This is a genomic window from Marinomonas sp. G8-14 (genome assembly GCF_055808935.1).
Genome location: NZ_CM147891.1, coordinates 2,723,929 through 2,741,910, shown reverse-complemented (window position 1 = coordinate 2,741,910; position 17,982 = coordinate 2,723,929). Strand labels below are relative to the sequence as shown.

Here is a 17,982-nt window from a genome sequence, read left to right as displayed (position 1 = left end):
TCTTAGTGTCAAATGACTTTGTGTCTTTGTTTATCATGACAATAAAATTTGCAGCACTATTTGGCTGCCAAAATAGCCGAGCATCAATAGAAAAAAGCCGCTTAACGTTAGCTTGACAGCTAGTTGACCACGCCAGCCAGCTATGTATCTTCCTAATAATAGCCCTGCAAACACAAACCAAGAGGCGATAGTGAAAAACGTTTTATGAACAAGATGCTGTGCAAACATGTCTTCAATAAAATAAAAACCTGTTGCTATAGTAATGGTCAATAAAATGAAAGCAGCCCAAATGAATTCAAACATTAAACGTTCTAGTACTTGCAGTGGTGGTACTCTAAGTAGTTGCTTTAATTTGTGATGCTTCAGTTGATATTCTTGCATGGCAAGTAAAATGCCGACACCGCAGGCTGTCGTAAATAAGCTGTAAGCCACGGATGCGATCAGAATGTGAGCGCTTGTACCCCAGGAGTTACTGTGTAAGGGGGTTAAGTTCCAAGGTTCGATGGCATTTAGTGCAATAATGACCGAACCGAGAGGGAAGGCAGCGCCAAGCAGCAAAGACAAATCTTTGTCACGATTACTAAACCACAGTAAGCTATTTCCGATTAATGCAATCAGTAGTCCAATGGTCAAGAAATTAAAGCCGTCTCTACTAAGCAATAATTGTGTGAGTGATAAGGTGTGCAGGGCGATTGCAATCGCTCCAATATATTGAGTGGCACGATTTCTTGGACGTAGGTAATACGCTGTGCCAGCAATCAAACAAGCGATACAAGCAAGCCAAAGCGATAATTGAGTCATGAAACTAAAGGTTCCGCAGGGTAAAGGTATAGGGTGATAATCATTTATCCGTTATAATAGAGACAATTTCACCTTGGATAAACTGAAACCGTAGGTTTTTTCCATTCAGAGCCAAAATTTGAGGGCAAATATGTTCGACAATTTATCGAATCGCTTAACTTCCTCGCTTGATCGTATTCGAGGTCGAGCAAAATTAACCGAAGACAACATACAAGACGTGTTGCGCGAAGTACGCATGGCATTACTTGAAGCGGATGTTGCACTGCCTGTAGTTAAAGACTTTATTGCGGCTGTCAAAGAGCGTGCGATAGGGACGGAGGTCTCAAAAAGCTTGAGTCCTGGTCAAGTCTTTCTGAAAATTGTTAAGCAGGAACTTGAGAGTGTCATGGGTCAGGCCAACGATGGCCTTAACCTTCGTGTGGCGCGCCCTGCTATTATTTTGCTAGCGGGTTTGCAAGGGGCGGGTAAAACCACGTCTGCGGCAAAGTTAGCAAAATACTTAAAAGAGCGTGAGAAAAAATCGGTTTCGGTGGTGAGTGCGGATATTTATCGTCCAGCCGCTATTAAGCAACTTGAAACACTGGCTGGTGAAGTGGGTGTTGATTTCATTCCCAGTGACTTATCGCAGAAGCCGATTGATATCGTTAATAATGCGATCGATTATGCTAAGAAGGCCCATAAAGATGTTTTGATCATCGATACTGCCGGGCGTCTCGCGATAGATGATGAGATGATGGCGGAAATTAAGGCCTTGCATGCGGCTGTAAACCCCATAGAAACCCTATTCGTCGTCGATGCAATGACAGGTCAAGATGCGGCGAACACAGCAAAGGCATTTGGTGATGTGTTACCACTGACTGGGGTGATATTAACCAAGACTGACGGTGATGCGCGTGGCGGTGCTGCATTATCTGTTCGCCACATTACAGGCAAGCCGATTAAGTTTTTGGGTGTAGGTGAGAAAACCGATGCTCTAGAGCCGTTCCACCCAGACCGTTTGGCCTCTCGTATTCTTGGTATGGGGGATATGCTTTCTTTAATAGAGGAAGCAGAGCAAAAGATTGATAAAGAAAAAGCTGAGAAACTTGCTGGCAAGCTCAAAAAAGGCAAAGGCTTTGATCTGGAAGATTTCAAAGAGCAGCTTCAGCAGATGAAAAACATGGGTGGCATGAGTTCCATGTTGGATAAGCTGCCGGGTATGGGGCAGTTAGGAAATATCCAAGATAAGGTGAATGACAAGATGTTTGTTCAAATGGAGGCACTTATTAACTCTATGACGCCCGCTGAACGACGTAACCCTGATGTCATTAATGGTTCTCGTAAGAAGCGTATTTCTACGGGGGCTGGATTGCAAATACAAGACCTGAATCGTTTGTTGAAGCAGCATAAGCAGATGCAAAAGATGATGAAAAAGTTTAGTACCAAGGGCGGTATGCAAAAAATGATGCGCGGATTAGGTGGAATGATGCCTGGCGGCTTCCCTGGTGGCGGTGGTTTTCCGAAATAATCAATGTTATTTCGTTGTTTTTATTGGAGGTTGTTAAAAAACTTTCAATTAAAGTGTTGGGGCGAGTAAATCGCCCTTTTGTTTTTCTAGTTTATCGACTAGAATATGCCGCCTTCTTGTAGTATGAGTCAAAAATTCGACTCGGCAAGGGGTGTTTCGTTAAGCAATAAGGAACCAATCATATGGTAACTATTCGTCTTTCTCGTGGTGGCTCTAAAAAGCGCCCATTCTATCATTTGAACGTGGCTGATAGCCGTCGTGCTCGTGATGGTCGTTATATCGAGCGTTTGGGTTTCTTTAACCCTGTTGCTCGTGGTCAAGAAGAACGTTTACGTGTTGATCTAGAACGCGTAAATCATTGGGTTAGCCAAGGCGCTCAACTTTCTGATCGTGCAGCACAGCTTGTTAAAGAAGCTGGTAAAAACGCTTAATACTGAGGTAGTGCTATGTCTGAATTAAAACAAGCGGCCGCTCCAGAGCAAGCCCTTGTGGTTGGACGCATTACATCAGTTTATGGTGTTAAAGGGTGGGTGAAGTTATATTCGCACACCGATCCAATGCAAGGGATCTTTGATTACAAGCATTGGTGGTTGAAAACTCCTAGTGGGTGGAAGACTGTAGAATTAAGCCAAGGTCGTTTGCAAGGACGGGGCTTGGTGGCATCAGTAAAAGGTTATAACGACAGAGATCAAGTAAAAGATATCTGTGGTATGGACATTTATATAGATGCAACAGAACTACCAGAATTGGAAGAAGGTGATTATTACTGGAGCCAACTGGAAGGACTGAGGGTTATTACCAAAGAGGGTATCCTCTTAGGGAAGGTTTCTCAACTTATGGAAACTGGTGCGAATGATGTTCTCGTTGTCCGCGCGTGTGAAGGTAGCTTTGATCGTGAAGAGCGACTGATTCCTTATGCCCCAGGCACTTATGTTCTAAACATCGATTTAGAGCAGCAGGAAATGGTGGTGGATTGGGATCCAGAATTTTAAACCGATAAGCTGAGGTCACAACGTGAAGGTTAGCGTTATATCGCTCTTTCCGGAGATGTTTCAGGCCATTACTCAGTATGGAGTAACAGGCAGAGCCATTAAGTCAGGGTTAGTTGAGGTGGATTTTTTTAATCCCCGTGACTTTACATATGACAAACATAAGACTGTTGATGACCGACCTTATGGTGGTGGTCCAGGGATGCTGATGAAAGTTCAGCCTCTCAAAGATGCGATTGCGAGTGCCAAATTATCGGTACCCAATGCAAAAGTTATTTATCTATCCCCTCAAGGGCGTACGCTAACGCAAGAAGGCGTGCAACAACTTGCTAAACAAGCAGAATTTATTCTGGTAGCAGGTCGTTATGAAGGCGTTGATGAGCGTTTGATTCAATCTGAGATTGATGAGGAATGGTCCATTGGCGACTTTGTCCTAAGTGGTGGTGAGTTGCCGGCAATGGCGCTTATGGATGCTGTATTTCGTATGGTACCAGGAGTGTTAGGAAAACAAGCGTCTGCGGATGAAGATTCATTCTCTGATGGTCTGTTGGACTGTCCGCATTATACTCGCCCAGAAGTGCTTAATGGTGAACCTGTGCCATCGGTGCTGCTTAGTGGCAACCACGAGGAGATTAGACGCTGGCGTTTAAAGCAAAAGCTCGGAAGAACTTTTCAGCGCCGGCCAGACCTTCTGCAGAACCTTGAGTTGGACAAGGAACAGCAGTTGCTGTTAGAAGAGTTTATTCGCGAAACTGAAGATTCAACCTCGGCAGAGTAGGGATTGCGAGCTTATCAGAAAGAAGAACCTTCATGCTGATAAGAAACCATATCATTAGGAGTCACATCCATGAGTAATAAAACTAAACTGATTCAGCAGTTAGAAGCTGAACAAATGACAAAAGAAGTCCCAGCCTTCGGTCCTGGTGACACTATTGTTGTTCAAGTTAAAGTTAAAGAAGGTTCACGCGAGCGTCTACAGGCCTATGAAGGCATTGTAATCTCTAAGCGTAACCGTGGTCTTAACTCAGCATTTACCGTTCGTAAAATTTCTAGCGGTGTTGGTGTTGAGCGTGCTTTCCAAACGTACAGCCCTTTGGTTGAAAGCATCGAAGTTAAACGCCGCGGTGACGTGCGTCAAGCTAAGATCTACTACCTACGCGAGCGTTCTGGTAAATCTGCACGTATCAAAGAAAAATTGGCTAAGCGTTAATTTTTCTTATTTAAAAAAGGCGACGAGAGTCGCCTTTTTTTATGGAACTAACCCACCTAGGTATGGCCTAATAGAGACTATTTATCATGTCTTTGAGGTTTTTCATGACGAAGTCTTCTCGTAAGTCTTTTCTCGTTACTGCAATGAGTGTATTTTTATTTTCATTATCAAATACCGTATTGGCAGATCAATCAGCGGTTTTATCTTCAGTACAGGCAGCTTTACCTCAATATGAGATTGAAAGTACGGAGCTGCACCAAGGTGCAGGTTTGTATGTGGTTGTTTTAAAAAATGGTCCTACGTTGCATGTCACTCAAGATGGAAAATATTTTGTTGCGGGAGATCTTTATCGCATTGATGGTACCAAGCTTGAGAATGTGACAGAAAAAGCAAAGTTAACTAAGATTGAAGCGCTTCCTGAGTCTCAAATGATTGTTTATAAGGCTAAGAATGAAAAAGCGCATATCACAGTCTTTACCGATGTTGATTGTGGTTACTGCCGAATGTTGCATAAAGAAGTGCCAAAGTTAAATGACGCAGGAGTGACGGTTCGTTACTTGGCCTACCCAAGAGCGGGAGTCGGTTCTGAGGCGTATCGTAAGATGGTAAGTATTTGGTGTTCAGCAGACCCTGAAGGGTGGCTTACTAAGGTTAAGCAGGGCGCTGAAATTCCTGAAAACAAGTGTGTTAACCCTGTTGCGGATCAGTATAAACTGGGTAATGAAGTGGGGGTACGAGGTACGCCAAGTATAGTGCTAGATAATGGCGCCTTTTTGCCAGGATATTTGCCTGCAGCCGAGTTGGTAAAAGAGCTTGGTTTATAGTCTTATCGCGAAATATTTCACTAAACATGAGTGTTCTTCAGCTGTTTCTACGTTGGGTTTGAAAATTACAGGCGTTATAATAAATCTAGTTTGTCACTTAAGCAGGCACGAACACCTTTTTTTGCGTCAACTAAGTGTCCTATAAAAATTAAATTATCTCTGTGGGGTATTGTTTTGAAACCGGTAAAAGTCGGAATTTGTGGGCTGGGGACAGTGGGATCCGGTAGTTTTAATATTTTGCGTAATAATGCAGAAGAAATTACACGACGTGTTGGCCGCAGTATTGTTATCGAACAGGTTGGTGCACGCCGCGATAATGACGTATGTGATACCACTGGTATAAAAGTCACCCGTGATATTTTCGATGTGGTTAATAACCCAGAGATTGATATTGTTCTTGAGCTGATTGGTGGAACCTCTGTTGCGAAAGAGCTAGTTCTTACTGCCATTGCAAATGGCAAGCATGTTGTGACAGCAAACAAGGCATTAATCGCAGAGCACGGGAATGAGATTTTTGCCAAGGCTCAAGAGAACGGTGTGATTGTTGCGTTTGAAGCGGCTGTTGCAGGTGGCATCCCGATTATTAAGACACTGCGAGAGGGTTTATCCGCAAATCGCATTGAATGGTTAGCGGGCATCATCAATGGTACAGGAAATTTCATCTTAACGGAGATGAGTGAAAAGAATCGAAACTTTGGTGAAGTGTTAGCTGAAGCACAAGCGCTTGGCTATGCAGAAGCAGACCCAACCTTTGATATTGAAGGAATAGACGCGGCACATAAGCTGACGATTTTAGCTTCCATTGCGTTTGGTATTCCATTGCAGTTTGAAAAAACCTATACCGAAGGCATCAGTCGTATTACCTCTGAAGACATAGAGTTCGCTCATCAGCTCGGCTATGCGATTAAGCATCTTGGCATTGCGCGCCGTACCAAGGCGGGTATTGAGCTTCGCGTTCACCCTACGCTGATTTCTCGTAAGCAGCTACTTGCTAATGTGAATGGCGTCATGAATGCCATTATGGTTCAAGGTGATGTGGTGGGACCAACCTTGACCTATGGTGCTGGCGCTGGCGCATTGCCGACCGGCTCGTCTGTCGTTGCTGATGTGATTGATGTTGCTCGTGCTTTGACGGCGGATCCAACCAATCGAGTGCCTCATTTAGCATTTCAAGCAGACTCTTTGTCTAACATGCAAATTTTGTCAGTAGAGGAAATTGAATGTGGTTTCTTCCTGAATATGACGATAAAAGACCGCGCAGGTGTGTTGGCTAATATTACTCAGATTTTGTCGATGAACGACATTAGTATTGAGTCTTTGATTCAGCGTGAGCGCGAAGGCAGTGAGTTGGTGCCATTGGTGGTAATGACCCATGATGTTAAAGAGCGCAATATGAATGCTGCAATAGCGGCGATTGAAGCCTTGCCGGATGTTGCGGGAACTGTGCAAAGAATCCGTGTTGAAAACTTGGCGTAAGAGAGAGCAAATATGAAATACATTTCTACTCGTGGTAAAGCGCCAGCGCTTTCTTTTGGTGACGTATTATTGGCAGGTCTAGCTAACGATGGCGGTTTGTATGTGCCAGAAACCTTGCCCCATTACAGCAAAGAAGAGATCGCCTCTTGGGCGAACCTAAGTTATCAAGAGCTGGCTTTTAAGGTAATGTGGCCTTTTGTGGAAGGTGATATTCCAGCTGACGCTTTTAAAACGATGATTGATGATGCTTATGCGGGTTTTAATCACAGTGCTATTGCGCCTATGGTTCAGGTTGGTAATAACGAATGGATCCTCGAATTGTTCCGTGGTCCAACTCTCGCATTTAAAGATTTTGCCTTGCAGTTGCTTGGTCGTCTTATGGATTATGTTTTGTCCGAGCGCAAAGAGAAGTTAGTTATCCTAGGTGCAACATCGGGTGATACTGGTTCTGCAGCGATTGAAGGTTGTCGTCATTCTGACCATTTGGATATTTTCATTTTGCACCCTTATCAGCGTGTTTCTGAGGTGCAGCGCCGCCAGATGACAACCGTGATTGATAACAATGTTTATAACATTGCCGTTAAAGGCAATTTTGATGATTGCCAAGGTATGGTGAAATCCAGCTTTGCTAATCAGTCTTTCTTGAAGGGTGCCAAGTTAGGTGCGGTTAACTCGATTAACTGGACTCGTATCATGGCTCAGATTGTTTACTATTTCTCTTCTGCTTTGTCTGTTGGTGCGCCACATCGTAAGGTGTCTTTCTCTGTTCCGACTGGTAACTTTGGTGATATTTTTGCGGGATACTTGGCGAAGAAAATGGGCTTGCCGATTGATCAACTTGTCGTGGCGACCAACCAGAACGATATCTTGCACCGTGTGATTGCAGAGAATGACATGAGTCGCCAAGCCTTGAATGTGACCTTGTCTCCAAGTATGGATATCATGGTTTCTAGTAACTTTGAGCGTCTATTGTTTGATGCGCATAATCGCGATGGTGTTCAGGTAGATGAATTGATGGCGCGCTTTAACAAAGGTGACGTGACCTTGAATGACAAAGCATGGTCTTATGTTAAAGAGCATTTTGATAGCTACAAGGTGGACGATAAAAAAACCTGTGAAGTGATTGCCGATGTCTTTGCTGATACGCAATATCTGCTGGATCCACATACTGCCATTGGCTTGGAAGCAGCCCGTCATTGCTGGAAAGATAAGTCTGTGCCTATGATTACTTTGGCAACAGCGCATCCAGTGAAGTTTCCAGAAGCTGTAGAGAAAGCAGGCTGTGAATCTCCTTCACTGCCTGAGCACATGAAAGATTTATTCGAGCGTAAAGAATCCTATGACGTTTTGGATAATGACTTAAGTGCAGTTCAAGCTTTTGTTGCCAAGAATATTTAAGCGCAGCCAAACTGCTTTTTAGATCGACTGAAACGGCCAATCTTAGATTGGCCGTTTCTTTTTCCTTTACTCTTTTTGTGCTTTTTAGATGAATATCATATTACTCGATCCCCATTGTGCCTTAAAAGATGGCTCTTATACGTTGACTGAGCGTCAGCAAGCTCATGTCAGTAAAGTCATTAAAGTCCAGCGTGGTGATAAGCTGAGAGTGGGGGTGTTGAACGGCAATATGGGTGAGGGTATTTATGAGCCTGCCAGTGACGGTAAACCTGCTTATATTCATTCCTTGCAACTGTCGTCACCGCCACCAACCCCTTTGCCTATGGTATTGGTGATGGCGCTACCACGACCGAATATGCTCAAGCGTACCTTGCAGAACATTGCAACAATGGGGGTGAAGGAGTTATACCTGATTCATTCTGCCAAAGTGGAAAAAAGTTACTGGCAAAGCCCTGTTCTACAGACAGAATCGATTCAGCAGTTTTTATTAGAAGGTCTTGAGCAAGCTAAAGATACTATGATGCCAAAGTGGTCTTTAATTCCTAGGTTTCGTCCTTTTGTAGAAGATCAACTGCCAGATATTTTAAAAGGTAAAATAGGACTGCTTGCGCACCCTTATTTAGCTAAACGCTGTCCAGTTGATATTCAAAAGCCTTGTGTTTTAGCACTTGGCCCTGAAGGTGGATGGAATGAATTTGAAGTGAGTAAATGGCATGAAGCAGGCATGGAGTCGGTTCATTTAGGTGATAGGATTCTAAAAGTAGAAACAGTGGTTCCTGTTTTATTATCACGCCTGTATCCGGCTTAATAATCGAATGTTGTTATTTGTAAAGCGGAGGTGTTATTAGAGGAGCTATTTAATACTTTGGTGTAGGATTGGGGGATATTAGCCATATACGACTTAGAGACGCTGGGTCGGAGAGTATGCATGACGAACCAATTAGATAAATTGAAAGCTGAAAATACGCTTAAAAATAAAGCCAAATCGTCTTGGCTGACTTTTTTCTACGTAGGGACTACTGACGATGTTTTTTCAGAAGATGTTCGTCGAGTATTTATTATTAATCTGTTCGCCTCGGTCGGTGTTCTTTTTACCCTTCCTTTGGGTCTTGTTGCCTTGTACGAAAGAAAGCCTATTTTGGGTTGTTTCTTATTATTGATCGCCTTTTTATACACAGTTAATCATATTTATTTACGCCGTACTCATAATCATGCCTTTTCTGGTAATTTCGTTATTTATCCACTGTATATTTTGATGATTTATCTTGTTTATACAGGTGGCGTAAAGGGGACAGGGCACGTTTGGATTTATTGTGTTCCAGCGGTTTCTTTGTTTTTGCATGGGATGAAAAGAGGCTTGATTGAGCTGAGTTTTTTCACCCTTGCCTTAATTATTACCATGTTTTTTACCAATAACCATTTTGACGAATTTGGATATGATCCTAGTCTAAAATCTAGAATTCTGTTTTCGTTTATTGTTGTGGTTTTCCTGTCTGGAATATACGAATACTCCATGTCTCGTTTTAACCAAGAATTGAAAGAAACTTCTGCTAAGTTGAAGTTAGTAGCCTACAGAGACCCTGTGACAGAGCTATTGAATCGAAGAGGTATGCTGCAACGTTTAGAGACGAGTTCTTATTCTAGTTTTCATTTACTTTTAGCGGATGTTGATTTTTTTAAGCGAATAAACGACGAATATGGTCATGATGTTGGAGACTATACGCTGGTCGAGCTAGCGAATCTTATTCAGGCGTCGCTTCCAGAAAAGGGTCTAGCATCTCGTTGGGGAGGAGAAGAGTTTTTGATTGCTGTGTGTGATTGCAGTGAGTCTGAAGCTTATGCATTAGCAGAAGGTATACGACAACGAGTGCAGCAACATGAATTTGTCTATTTGGATCATAGGTTTCATATGACTCTAAGTTTTGGTGTGGCGACGATGAACGAATCCACACCGTTGCGAGAAGCCATTACGTTAGCGGATAATCATTTATATAACGCAAAGAGAGCGGGTCGTAATCAAACTCGAAGGGGGTAGGGAATGTCTTGTAACCCCATCCAATATCATAATCCCTTTTTAGTGGCACTCTAAAAAGGGATTATGTTTGCGGGTAATTATTCTGCTTTTGGCTTAGAACCTAGAATGCCGTAGTAAGTCACATATACATAACAAAGTATCGGTATGATAAAGGATATTTGAAGGCCGATAGAGTCTGCCATGTACCCTTGTAGAACCGGTAATATAGCGCCACCAACAATGGCTAGACAAAGTAAACCGGAGCCGCGACTGGTTTGTAGGTACAGATCTTTTAATGCAAGGCTAAAGATCGTTGGGAACATGATTGAGTTAAATAGACCAACTAATAGAATAGACCACATAGCAATATAGCCATCGTTTAGAATGGCGCTCGCAATTAACGCTATTGCCGCGACAGCGTTAAAGGAGAGCAGAGCCCCAGCAGAGATGCGCTGCATGAGAGCTGCGCCAATAAAGCGTCCCACCATGGCGCCACCCCAGTAATAGGCAACGTAATGGGCAGCATCCATTTCCGCAAGTCCCGCAATATTCTCAAGTCCAAAAAAATTAACCAATAAACTGCCGATGGCCACTTCGGCACCAACGTACATGAATATAGCAATGGCGCCCAAAGTAAGGTGGCGGTGTTTGAGAATACTAGCGCTTGGAGTCTCTGTTGTGTCTTCTTCTATGTTAGACGGTGTTGGAAGGCTAATTCTGGTGAAAATAGCCGCTAACAGCACAAGCAAAATGGCCAAAGCAATATAAGGAATAATAACACTTTCGGCTTCTTGGGCTTTGGTCTCATATTGTCCGGCAACAGTAAACAGTAGGGTGCCACCAATGATTGGGGCTACGGTTGTACCTAGCGCATTAAAGGCTTGAGAAAGCGTTAGGCGACTGGATGCCGTTTCCGTTGGCCCCATCACCGTAACCAGCGGGTTGGCAGCCACCTGAAGAATGGTAATACCTGCTGCTAATACAAACAGTGCGGTTAAAAATATACCGTATTGTTGTGCTTTTGCGGCTGCAATAAAAAGTAGGCAGCCAGCCGCGGCAATCATTAAACCTATGCCTATTCCACGCTGGAAACCGACTTTTTTCACCAGGTTTCCTGCAGGGAGTGAGACGATAAAATACGCACCGAAGAAGCACATTTGTATCATCATAGCTTGTGTGTAGCTAAGGTCGAATACCGCTTTTAAGTGAGGGATCAAGATATCATTTAGAGAGGTGATGAATCCCCACATAAAAAAGAGTGACGTTAGAGCGATGAGTGCAAACCTTTGGTTTGACTGTGGCTTATTAGCCTTGGATGCGTGGTTGTTCATGTTTTTTTCCGATCAGTGAAAACGAGTACAGCTCAATTTTTATCTTTAGAAGAGTTATCCAAATCAAAAAAGTGCGGCATCATAGCACCGAATATCTTAACTTTCTGGTCAGGTTCCTACTCAGGAGACGGATAGTCTAAAACATTCCTTTTTTGCGTGAGTTTTGTAAGAAAGTCTCTCTTTTTAGCGGCGAATGTAACAAAGCCTAATGGTTTTATGGGGTTGATTTTTAAGCATTTTATTTTTTTAATGAAGCGGTCGTGCGATGTAAGAGTCTTTGTTCTAGAGACGGCAAGTCGCGCGTGAGTGGCCATTTTCGTGTTATTCTTAGGGAATCTGCTAATCCCGATTTTGAGATAAATATGCGTATTGAACGCCGAGTGTTACCAGCCACCAAGCCAAATGACTTTCCTTCGACTATGTCTGCGACGTTACAGCGAGTCTTTTTGTCTCGTGATGTGATGTCTGTCGCTCAGTTGGACTATCGTTTACCGCACTTGTTAAGACCGGATTCTTTGTTTGATTTAACCGCTGCCGCGAAAATTTTGGCCGATGCTATTATGGCGGGTCAGAAAATTTTGATTGTTGGTGACTTCGATGCTGATGGGGCGACCAGCACCAGTTTAGGCATATTGGCTTTAGAAGCGATGGGGGCCATTGCACCTGAATATTTGGTGCCAAATCGCTTTGAATTTGGCTACGGACTAACACCTGAAATTGTGGAGGTGGCACAAGCGCGATCTCCAGATGTTTTGGTGACAGTTGATAATGGCATTGCCAGTATTGATGGTGTGTTGGCGGCCAAAAATTACGGCATGAAAGTGGTGGTGACGGATCATCATTTGCCAGGCGACGCTTTGCCAAGTGCGGATGCGATTGTCAATCCCAATCATCCTAATTGCAGTTTTCCAAGTAAGAACTTAGCGGGCGTTGGGGTTATTTTCTATGTGATGTCGGCACTGCGTGCAGAATTAAAACGTCGAAATTGGTTTGTCGAGCAGCATATACCCGAACCAAAAATGGCCGATTATTTGGATCTCGTGGCGCTTGGAACCGTGGCTGACGTGGTGCCTTTGGACGCTAATAATCGCATTCTTGTTCAGCAAGGCATCAAGCGTATTCAAGCGGGTTTGGCACGTCCCGGCATTCTTGCTTTATTAGAAGTAGGGCGTCGTGATTATACTCAGTTAAAAGCATCGGATTTGGGTTTTGTTGTTGGTCCGAGACTGAATGCAGCAGGTCGTCTGGATGACATGTCGATTGGCATTGAGTGTTTATTGGCGGTGCATCCGCATCAGGCGCGTGATTATGCACAGCAGTTGGATCAATTTAACCGCGAGCGCAAAGCCATTGAATCAGACATGAAAGAGCAGGCAGAGTTGGTACTGTCATCCCTGTTAGATGACGAGCAAGACATGCCAAACGGCATGTGTTTTTACGACGCGGACTGGCATCAAGGAGTGATTGGGATTTTGGCATCGCGGATGAAGGATAAGTGTCATCGTCCTGTCATTGCGTTTGCCCGCGTTGGTGAAAATGAATTAAAGGGGTCAGCACGCTCTATTCCTGGAGTGCATATTCGTGATGCGTTGGATTTATTGGCCAAACGCTATCCACAGTTGCTTAGTAAATTTGGTGGTCACGCTATGGCGGCTGGCATGTCCATCAAAGAATCGCATTACGAAGCGTTTCGTTTGGCGTTTGATGCCATTATTACGGAATGGGTGACACCAGAGCAATTAGAAGCGACATTATTGACCGATGGACCACTGGCGCCAGAAGATTTTAGCTTGAGCTTTGCAGAGCAAGTCCGTCTATCTGGCCCATGGGGACAGATGTTTCCGGAACCTTGCTTTGATGGTGTGTTTGATATTTTACAGCAGCGTATTGTCGGTGAAAAACATTTGAAACTTATGGTTCGTGAGCCGAGCAGTGGACTTTTGTTAGATGCGATTAGCTTTTTTGTCGATCTAGATCAATGGCCCAATGATAAAGCGACACAAGCACGTTTGGTTTATAAGCTAGATGTTAATGAATTTCGTGGGCAGCGTAATTTACAGTTGCTGATAGACTATTTAGAACCTGCTTAGCTGAAAATAAGGGATTCGCGCTTTTGCCGAACAAATTGGCTTTGGCACTGCGTATCGAGGCAAAAGTTGAGGTATAATGCGCCTCCCTCAATACATCACTGTTTTATTTACTGGAGCCTCATTCATGACTGCACTGGTTCTTGACGGCAAACTTTGCGCCAAAGAAACTGAAAACCGCCTACAGGCTCAAGTTACCGAGCTTAAAGAGCGCACCGGTTGCACCCCAATTTTAGCGACAATTTTAGTGGGAGCGGATCCAGCATCTGCCACTTATGTGAAGATGAAAGGCAATGCCTGTCGTCGAGTTGGGATGGACTCTATGGCCATTGAGTTACCCGACACAACAACTACGCAGCAGCTGCTAGATAAGATTGATGAGCTGAATAACAACCCAGATGTACACGGTATTTTGTTGCAACACCCAGTACCTGAGCAAATTGATGAACGCCTATGCTTTGATGCGATTGCGGCTCATAAAGACGTAGATGGTGTCACATGTCTTGGTTTTGGTCGCATGGCAATGCAAGAGCCTGCTTATGGTGCCGCCACGCCAGCTGGCATTATGCGTTTGCTTAAAGCGTACGATGTGAACCTAGAAGGTAAACATGTTGTGGTAGTAGGCCGTAGTCCTATTCTTGGTAAACCTATGGCGATGATGATGTTGAACGCCAATGCGACCGTGACGATTTGTCATTCTCGCACGCAAAATTTGTCTGAGTTTGTGAAACAAGCTGATGTCATTGTGGGAGCGGTAGGTAAGCCAGAATTCATCAAAGCGGAATGGATTAAAGACGGTGCTGTGGTCGTTGATGCCGGTTATCACCCAGGTGGTGTTGGCGATATTGAACTTGCTCCTTTGATGGATCGTGTTGCGGCTTATACCCCCGTTCCTGGTGGCGTTGGACCGATGACCATCAATACCTTGATTTTGCAAACATTGGAATCTGGTCTTAAACAATTAGGCTAAGGTTCACTGTCATATAAAAGCCGCGCCATTCGGTGCGGCTTCTTTTTTAAGAATAGAACAGTAATAAGGTGACATATTATGTCCACAGAAATGTTAAAAGACGCATTAGACTTTGATTTGATCGCGGATGTATTTGTTACCGAATCCATCACGGCGTCACCGTCAGAGTTGCACGGTCAGCTATGTGGCTATCTAGCGTCTGGTGTGGCGTTGCCGTTGGAAGATTGGCTGACCATGGTGGTGGAGTTTTGTGACATCGAAGGTTGGAAAGAAGAAGCCAGTCGTGCAGTCATTATTGAGCTTTATACGGCAACGCTTACTTTGTTTCAAAATGGTGAGTTTGCGCTTGTGCCGAGCATTTCCGATGAAGATGCTGAATTATGCGAAAGAGGCGTGACTTTGGCGCAATGGGCCCATGGATTTTTAGCCGGTTATGGTTTATCAGGTCAAAAAAATAATTTGTCTGATGAAACCAAGCAAATTTTGCGTGATTTTGCCAATATTTCTGGCATGCAAGCAGAAATGCGCGCTTTGGAAGATAATAATGACAATGAAGCGGATTTAACGGAATTGGTTGAATACGTGAGATTGTCAGCGATGATGCTGTACACAGAACACCATGATATCAACCCTGATGTTGACCACACAAAACAAAATTCCTTGCACTAGATTGATGATAGCAATATTTCATCGCTATTATCGAATGGAATAACAATGACTAAGTGAGACTTTCTATGAAAATCGATACTCAAATTTATCAGGCTCGCCGTGAGCGTTTGATGCAATCTTTACCAGAAAACAGTGTGGTTATTATACGTACTGGTGAGTTGTCAACTCGCAATAACGATTGTGAGTATGAGTTTCGTCCTCATAGCAGTTTTTTTACTTAACAGGATTTCCAGAACCCAGCGCTTACGCTTTGATTCAAGCAAAGGGTGAGATGACCTTGATTACTTTACCCAAAGACCCTGAAAAAGAGCAATGGGATGGTTTTCGATTTGGTACGGCTGGCGCGATTTCTGAATTTGGCGCGACAAAAGCGGCGGTATTGGCGGAATTAGATAATGTGGCTTTTGCTGCCTTAGATGGTACCGCGCACGTAGTTTATTTGTTCAATGACACTATTTTACGTGAAAAAATAGCCAGCTGGCGTGATGCGATTGCGGCAAAGGTCAGGATGGGAGCGTCTGCTCCAACAAGCTTTATGGATCTCTCTCCTGTTGTTTCTGAAATGCGCTTGAGAAAAGGGGCTGAAGAAATAGCCATCATGGAGGTGGCTGCGCAAATCAGTGTTGAGGCGCATAAGCAGGCTATGCGTTGTGTGCGTCCAGGAATGAAGGAGTATCAGCTAGAAGCTGAATTGAATTATGTTTTTATGAAATCCGGTGCGCGCCAGCCCGCGTATAACAATATTGTGGCGTCAGGCTGTAATGCTTGTGTTTTGCACTACATAAAAAATGATGAAGTGATCGAGGATGGCGATCTGATCCTCATTGATGCTGGCGCCGAGCTTGGGTGTTATGCTGCAGATATAACGCGTACTTTCCCTGCCAACGGTAAATTTAGTGAGCCACAAGCGGCTTTGTATCAAGTAGTGCTAGATGCATACCACGCGGGTATGAAAGAGTTGACGGTGGGAACACCCTATGAAGCCTGCCATAATGCTGCGGTTCGAACGTTAACCGAGGGTTTGGTTGCTCATGGATTGTTGTCTGGGGATGTGAATTTCCTGATCGAGAGCAAGGCATACAGAGACTTTTATATGCACAATACAGGGCATTGGTTAGGTTTGGATGTGCATGATTGTGGCGCGTATAAAGTTGCCGGTGAGTCACGCTTGTTAGAAGAAGGTATGGTGCTGACTATAGAGCCTGGGTTATATGTGTCTGCTGACAATCAGTCTGTAGACGCTAAATGGCGAGGTATCGGTATCCGTATCGAAGATGATGTGTTGATTCGTGCCGATGGTCCTTATGTTTTGACCCATGGTCTGCCAAAAGAAATAAGAGATATTGAGGCTTTAATGGCGGAAAGTCGCTAGGACTGATGTCGATAATCACCAGAGTGATAAAACGGGGTAAATGAAATGGCTAAGTCGTATGATGTGATTATTGTGGGCGCTGGTATGGTGGGTGCTTTGTCTGCGATTTTGTTGGCTAAGTCTTCCTTGCGAATAGCCCTGATTGATCAACATGATGGTGAGTACTTATTGTCTGTTCCACCTGCTTATGATGCACGCGTTAGCGCAATATCTAGTCAGTCCAAAGCCTTGCTTGAAAGCGCTGAGGTTTGGCAGGGAATAGACAAAAGTCGCATTGCTTGCTATGACAATATGGTGGTTTGGGATGGCCTTGGCGATGGTTTTATCGACTTTAATGCTCAGGTTACGGCGATGCCTGAACTTGGTCACTTGGTTGAAAATGCGGTATTAAATCAGCAGTTGATGACACGAGTTCGTGCTCTGAAGAGTGTTGATCTGTATTTAAGTGACACTCTTGAATCTCATGAGTTAAGTGAATCTAGGGTTAGAGCTGAGCTGTCTTCTGGTCAAATATTGGAAGCGCAAGTCATGATTGCTGCTGATGGTGCTTTATCAAAACTGCGCACCGAAAATGCGTTTGATACACTCGAATGGGATTATGGTCATCACGCGATCGTAACCACCATAGAAATCGCTCAATCCCATCAAAACACCGCTTGGCAGAGCTTTGGAGAAGAAGGCATTTTAGCCTTCCTTCCACTTCCGTCTGTCGCGCAAAAGCATTACGTGTCCATTGTTTGGTCTGTGCCGCCCAATGAGGCTAAGTCTTTGATGGCACTTGATGAGCACGCTTTTTGTCGTCGCTTGCATTACGCGATGAATAAGCGTTTTGATGTTTTGGGGATAACGCAAGTTCGTCAAGCGATTCCATTAAGGCAGCGTCACGCAAAGCAATATGTCAAAGCTGGATTGGCTTTAATTGGTGATGCTGCGCATACGATTCATCCATTAGCTGGACAAGGTGCGAACTTGGGTTTTGGTGATGTGAAAGCACTAGTAGAAGTGCTTGAAAAAGCCCATCGACGTGGCGAGCATCTTGGATCTAGCAAGGTGTTACGCCGCTATCAACGTGCCCGTATGTTGGATAACATCGCCATGGCGGCAGGAATGGAAGCGTTTAAGCGCTTATTTTCAACCCAGCAACCACTGTTGGTTCAATTAAGAAATATCGGCATGAAACAATTTCATCGTAATACCTCGTTAAAGAGAAAGCTGGTTGCTCGTGCTGCGGGATTATCGTCATTTTCTTAGCTTTTACTGAGTAATAATTGGCATATCTCGTTGTTTTTTAGTGTTTAGTTACTATTTTTGTACAAAGAACCTGCTTGCAAACA

17 protein-coding genes and 1 pseudogene are annotated in these 17,982 nt (G+C 44.0%); 16 read left to right on the top strand and 2 right to left on the bottom strand.

The window, feature by feature from the left end; genetic code table 11:
* Window positions 1–33: 33 nt before the first annotated feature.
* Window positions 34–801 carry a cytochrome C assembly family protein gene (locus AC0L6V_RS14045; RefSeq protein ID WP_265217819.1) on the bottom strand — a complete coding sequence of 256 codons (768 nt, stop codon included), beginning with the start codon at window positions 799–801 and terminating at the stop codon, window positions 34–36.
* A 130-nt stretch (window positions 802–931) separates the two neighbouring features.
* Between AC0L6V_RS14045 and ffh the strand changes: the two genes are divergently transcribed.
* The 10 genes from ffh (at window position 932) to AC0L6V_RS13995 (ending at window position 10,240) form a co-directional block, all read left to right on the top strand.
* Window positions 932–2,308: a signal recognition particle protein gene (gene ffh, locus AC0L6V_RS14040; RefSeq protein WP_265217818.1), complete on the top strand. Its 1,377-nt coding sequence runs from the start codon at window positions 932–934 to the stop codon at window positions 2,306–2,308.
* Window positions 2,309–2,490: 182 nt separating this feature from the next.
* Window positions 2,491–2,739, top strand: a complete 249-nt coding sequence (rpsP, locus tag AC0L6V_RS14035) for a 30S ribosomal protein S16 (protein ID WP_111608144.1) — start codon at window positions 2,491–2,493, stop codon at window positions 2,737–2,739.
* Window positions 2,740–2,754: 15 nt separating this feature from the next.
* On the top strand, window positions 2,755–3,300 hold the full coding sequence (gene rimM / locus AC0L6V_RS14030) for a ribosome maturation factor RimM (protein WP_265217817.1): 546 nt from the start codon (window positions 2,755–2,757) through the stop codon (window positions 3,298–3,300).
* Window positions 3,301–3,322: 22 nt separating this feature from the next.
* Window positions 3,323–4,075 (top strand): tRNA (guanosine(37)-N1)-methyltransferase TrmD, encoded by a 753-nt coding sequence (gene trmD, locus AC0L6V_RS14025; RefSeq protein ID WP_265217816.1) that lies wholly within the window; start codon window positions 3,323–3,325, stop codon window positions 4,073–4,075.
* A gap of 69 nt (window positions 4,076–4,144) precedes the next feature.
* Window positions 4,145–4,507, top strand: coding sequence for a 50S ribosomal protein L19 (rplS, locus tag AC0L6V_RS14020; RefSeq protein ID WP_111608147.1), 363 nt, complete (start codon window positions 4,145–4,147; stop codon window positions 4,505–4,507).
* Window positions 4,508–4,611: 104 nt separating this feature from the next.
* Complete coding sequence (locus tag AC0L6V_RS14015) at window positions 4,612–5,331, top strand: thioredoxin fold domain-containing protein (RefSeq protein WP_265217815.1); 720 nt, start codon at window positions 4,612–4,614, stop codon at window positions 5,329–5,331.
* 174 nt (window positions 5,332–5,505) lie between these two features.
* Entirely contained in the window at window positions 5,506–6,807 is a 1,302-nt protein-coding gene (locus AC0L6V_RS14010) for a homoserine dehydrogenase (RefSeq protein ID WP_265217814.1), read from the top strand.
* A 12-nt stretch (window positions 6,808–6,819) separates the two neighbouring features.
* Window positions 6,820–8,205: a threonine synthase gene (gene thrC / locus AC0L6V_RS14005; RefSeq protein WP_418138370.1), complete on the top strand. Its 1,386-nt coding sequence runs from the start codon at window positions 6,820–6,822 to the stop codon at window positions 8,203–8,205.
* Between the two features lie 88 nt (window positions 8,206–8,293).
* Window positions 8,294–9,013: a 16S rRNA (uracil(1498)-N(3))-methyltransferase gene (locus AC0L6V_RS14000; protein WP_265217812.1), complete on the top strand. Its 720-nt coding sequence runs from the start codon at window positions 8,294–8,296 to the stop codon at window positions 9,011–9,013.
* Window positions 9,014–9,133: 120 nt separating this feature from the next.
* A complete protein-coding gene (locus tag AC0L6V_RS13995; RefSeq protein WP_265217811.1) occupies window positions 9,134–10,240 on the top strand; it encodes a GGDEF domain-containing protein in 1,107 nt (368 codons plus the stop codon).
* A 77-nt stretch (window positions 10,241–10,317) separates the two neighbouring features.
* On the opposite strand, the gene AC0L6V_RS13990 is transcribed toward AC0L6V_RS13995, so the two are convergent.
* Complete coding sequence (locus tag AC0L6V_RS13990; RefSeq protein ID WP_418138368.1) at window positions 10,318–11,550, bottom strand: sugar MFS transporter; 1,233 nt, start codon at window positions 11,548–11,550, stop codon at window positions 10,318–10,320.
* A gap of 362 nt (window positions 11,551–11,912) precedes the next feature.
* Between AC0L6V_RS13990 and recJ the strand changes: the two genes are divergently transcribed.
* From recJ to AC0L6V_RS13960, 6 genes and pseudogenes are all read left to right on the top strand, one after another.
* Window positions 11,913–13,640, top strand: a complete 1,728-nt coding sequence (gene recJ / locus AC0L6V_RS13985; RefSeq protein ID WP_265217809.1) for a single-stranded-DNA-specific exonuclease RecJ — start codon at window positions 11,913–11,915, stop codon at window positions 13,638–13,640.
* 124 nt (window positions 13,641–13,764) lie between these two features.
* Window positions 13,765–14,607, top strand: coding sequence for a bifunctional methylenetetrahydrofolate dehydrogenase/methenyltetrahydrofolate cyclohydrolase FolD (gene folD, locus AC0L6V_RS13980; RefSeq protein WP_265217808.1), 843 nt, complete (start codon window positions 13,765–13,767; stop codon window positions 14,605–14,607).
* Window positions 14,608–14,685: 78 nt separating this feature from the next.
* Window positions 14,686–15,276: a UPF0149 family protein gene (locus AC0L6V_RS13975; RefSeq protein ID WP_265217807.1), complete on the top strand. Its 591-nt coding sequence runs from the start codon at window positions 14,686–14,688 to the stop codon at window positions 15,274–15,276.
* A 65-nt stretch (window positions 15,277–15,341) separates the two neighbouring features.
* Window positions 15,342–15,646, top strand: a pseudogene (locus tag AC0L6V_RS13970) (aminopeptidase P N-terminal domain-containing protein); the annotation flags it as partial.
* 138 nt (window positions 15,647–15,784) lie between these two features.
* Window positions 15,785–16,648: a M24B family metallopeptidase gene (locus AC0L6V_RS13965; protein WP_418139093.1), complete on the top strand. Its 864-nt coding sequence runs from the start codon at window positions 15,785–15,787 to the stop codon at window positions 16,646–16,648.
* 45 nt (window positions 16,649–16,693) lie between these two features.
* Window positions 16,694–17,899, top strand: coding sequence for a UbiH/UbiF/VisC/COQ6 family ubiquinone biosynthesis hydroxylase (locus tag AC0L6V_RS13960; protein WP_265217804.1), 1,206 nt, complete (start codon window positions 16,694–16,696; stop codon window positions 17,897–17,899).
* The last annotated feature ends 83 nt before the right edge of the window (window positions 17,900–17,982 follow it).

Excerpts from the sequence above, each read along its gene's own strand:
- AC0L6V_RS14045 (WP_265217819.1), bottom strand. The coding sequence starts at position 801 with ATGACTCAATTATCGCTTTGGCTTGCTTGTATCGCTTGTTTGATTGCT.
- ffh (WP_265217818.1), top strand. The coding sequence starts at position 932 with ATGTTCGACAATTTATCGAATCGCTTAACTTCCTCGCTTGATCGTATT.
- rpsP (WP_111608144.1), top strand. The coding sequence starts at position 2,491 with ATGGTAACTATTCGTCTTTCTCGTGGTGGCTCTAAAAAGCGCCCATTC.
- rimM (WP_265217817.1), top strand. The coding sequence starts at position 2,755 with ATGTCTGAATTAAAACAAGCGGCCGCTCCAGAGCAAGCCCTTGTGGTT.
- rplS (WP_111608147.1), top strand. The coding sequence starts at position 4,145 with ATGAGTAATAAAACTAAACTGATTCAGCAGTTAGAAGCTGAACAAATG.
- AC0L6V_RS14015 (WP_265217815.1), top strand. The coding sequence starts at position 4,612 with ATGACGAAGTCTTCTCGTAAGTCTTTTCTCGTTACTGCAATGAGTGTA.
- thrC (WP_418138370.1), top strand. The coding sequence starts at position 6,820 with ATGAAATACATTTCTACTCGTGGTAAAGCGCCAGCGCTTTCTTTTGGT.
- AC0L6V_RS14000 (WP_265217812.1), top strand. The coding sequence starts at position 8,294 with ATGAATATCATATTACTCGATCCCCATTGTGCCTTAAAAGATGGCTCT.
- AC0L6V_RS13995 (WP_265217811.1), top strand. The coding sequence starts at position 9,134 with ATGACGAACCAATTAGATAAATTGAAAGCTGAAAATACGCTTAAAAAT.
- AC0L6V_RS13990 (WP_418138368.1), bottom strand. The coding sequence starts at position 11,550 with ATGAACAACCACGCATCCAAGGCTAATAAGCCACAGTCAAACCAAAGG.
- recJ (WP_265217809.1), top strand. The coding sequence starts at position 11,913 with ATGCGTATTGAACGCCGAGTGTTACCAGCCACCAAGCCAAATGACTTT.
- folD (WP_265217808.1), top strand. The coding sequence starts at position 13,765 with ATGACTGCACTGGTTCTTGACGGCAAACTTTGCGCCAAAGAAACTGAA.
- AC0L6V_RS13975 (WP_265217807.1), top strand. The coding sequence starts at position 14,686 with ATGTCCACAGAAATGTTAAAAGACGCATTAGACTTTGATTTGATCGCG.
- AC0L6V_RS13965 (WP_418139093.1), top strand. The coding sequence starts at position 15,785 with ATGGGAGCGTCTGCTCCAACAAGCTTTATGGATCTCTCTCCTGTTGTT.
- AC0L6V_RS13960 (WP_265217804.1), top strand. The coding sequence starts at position 16,694 with ATGGCTAAGTCGTATGATGTGATTATTGTGGGCGCTGGTATGGTGGGT.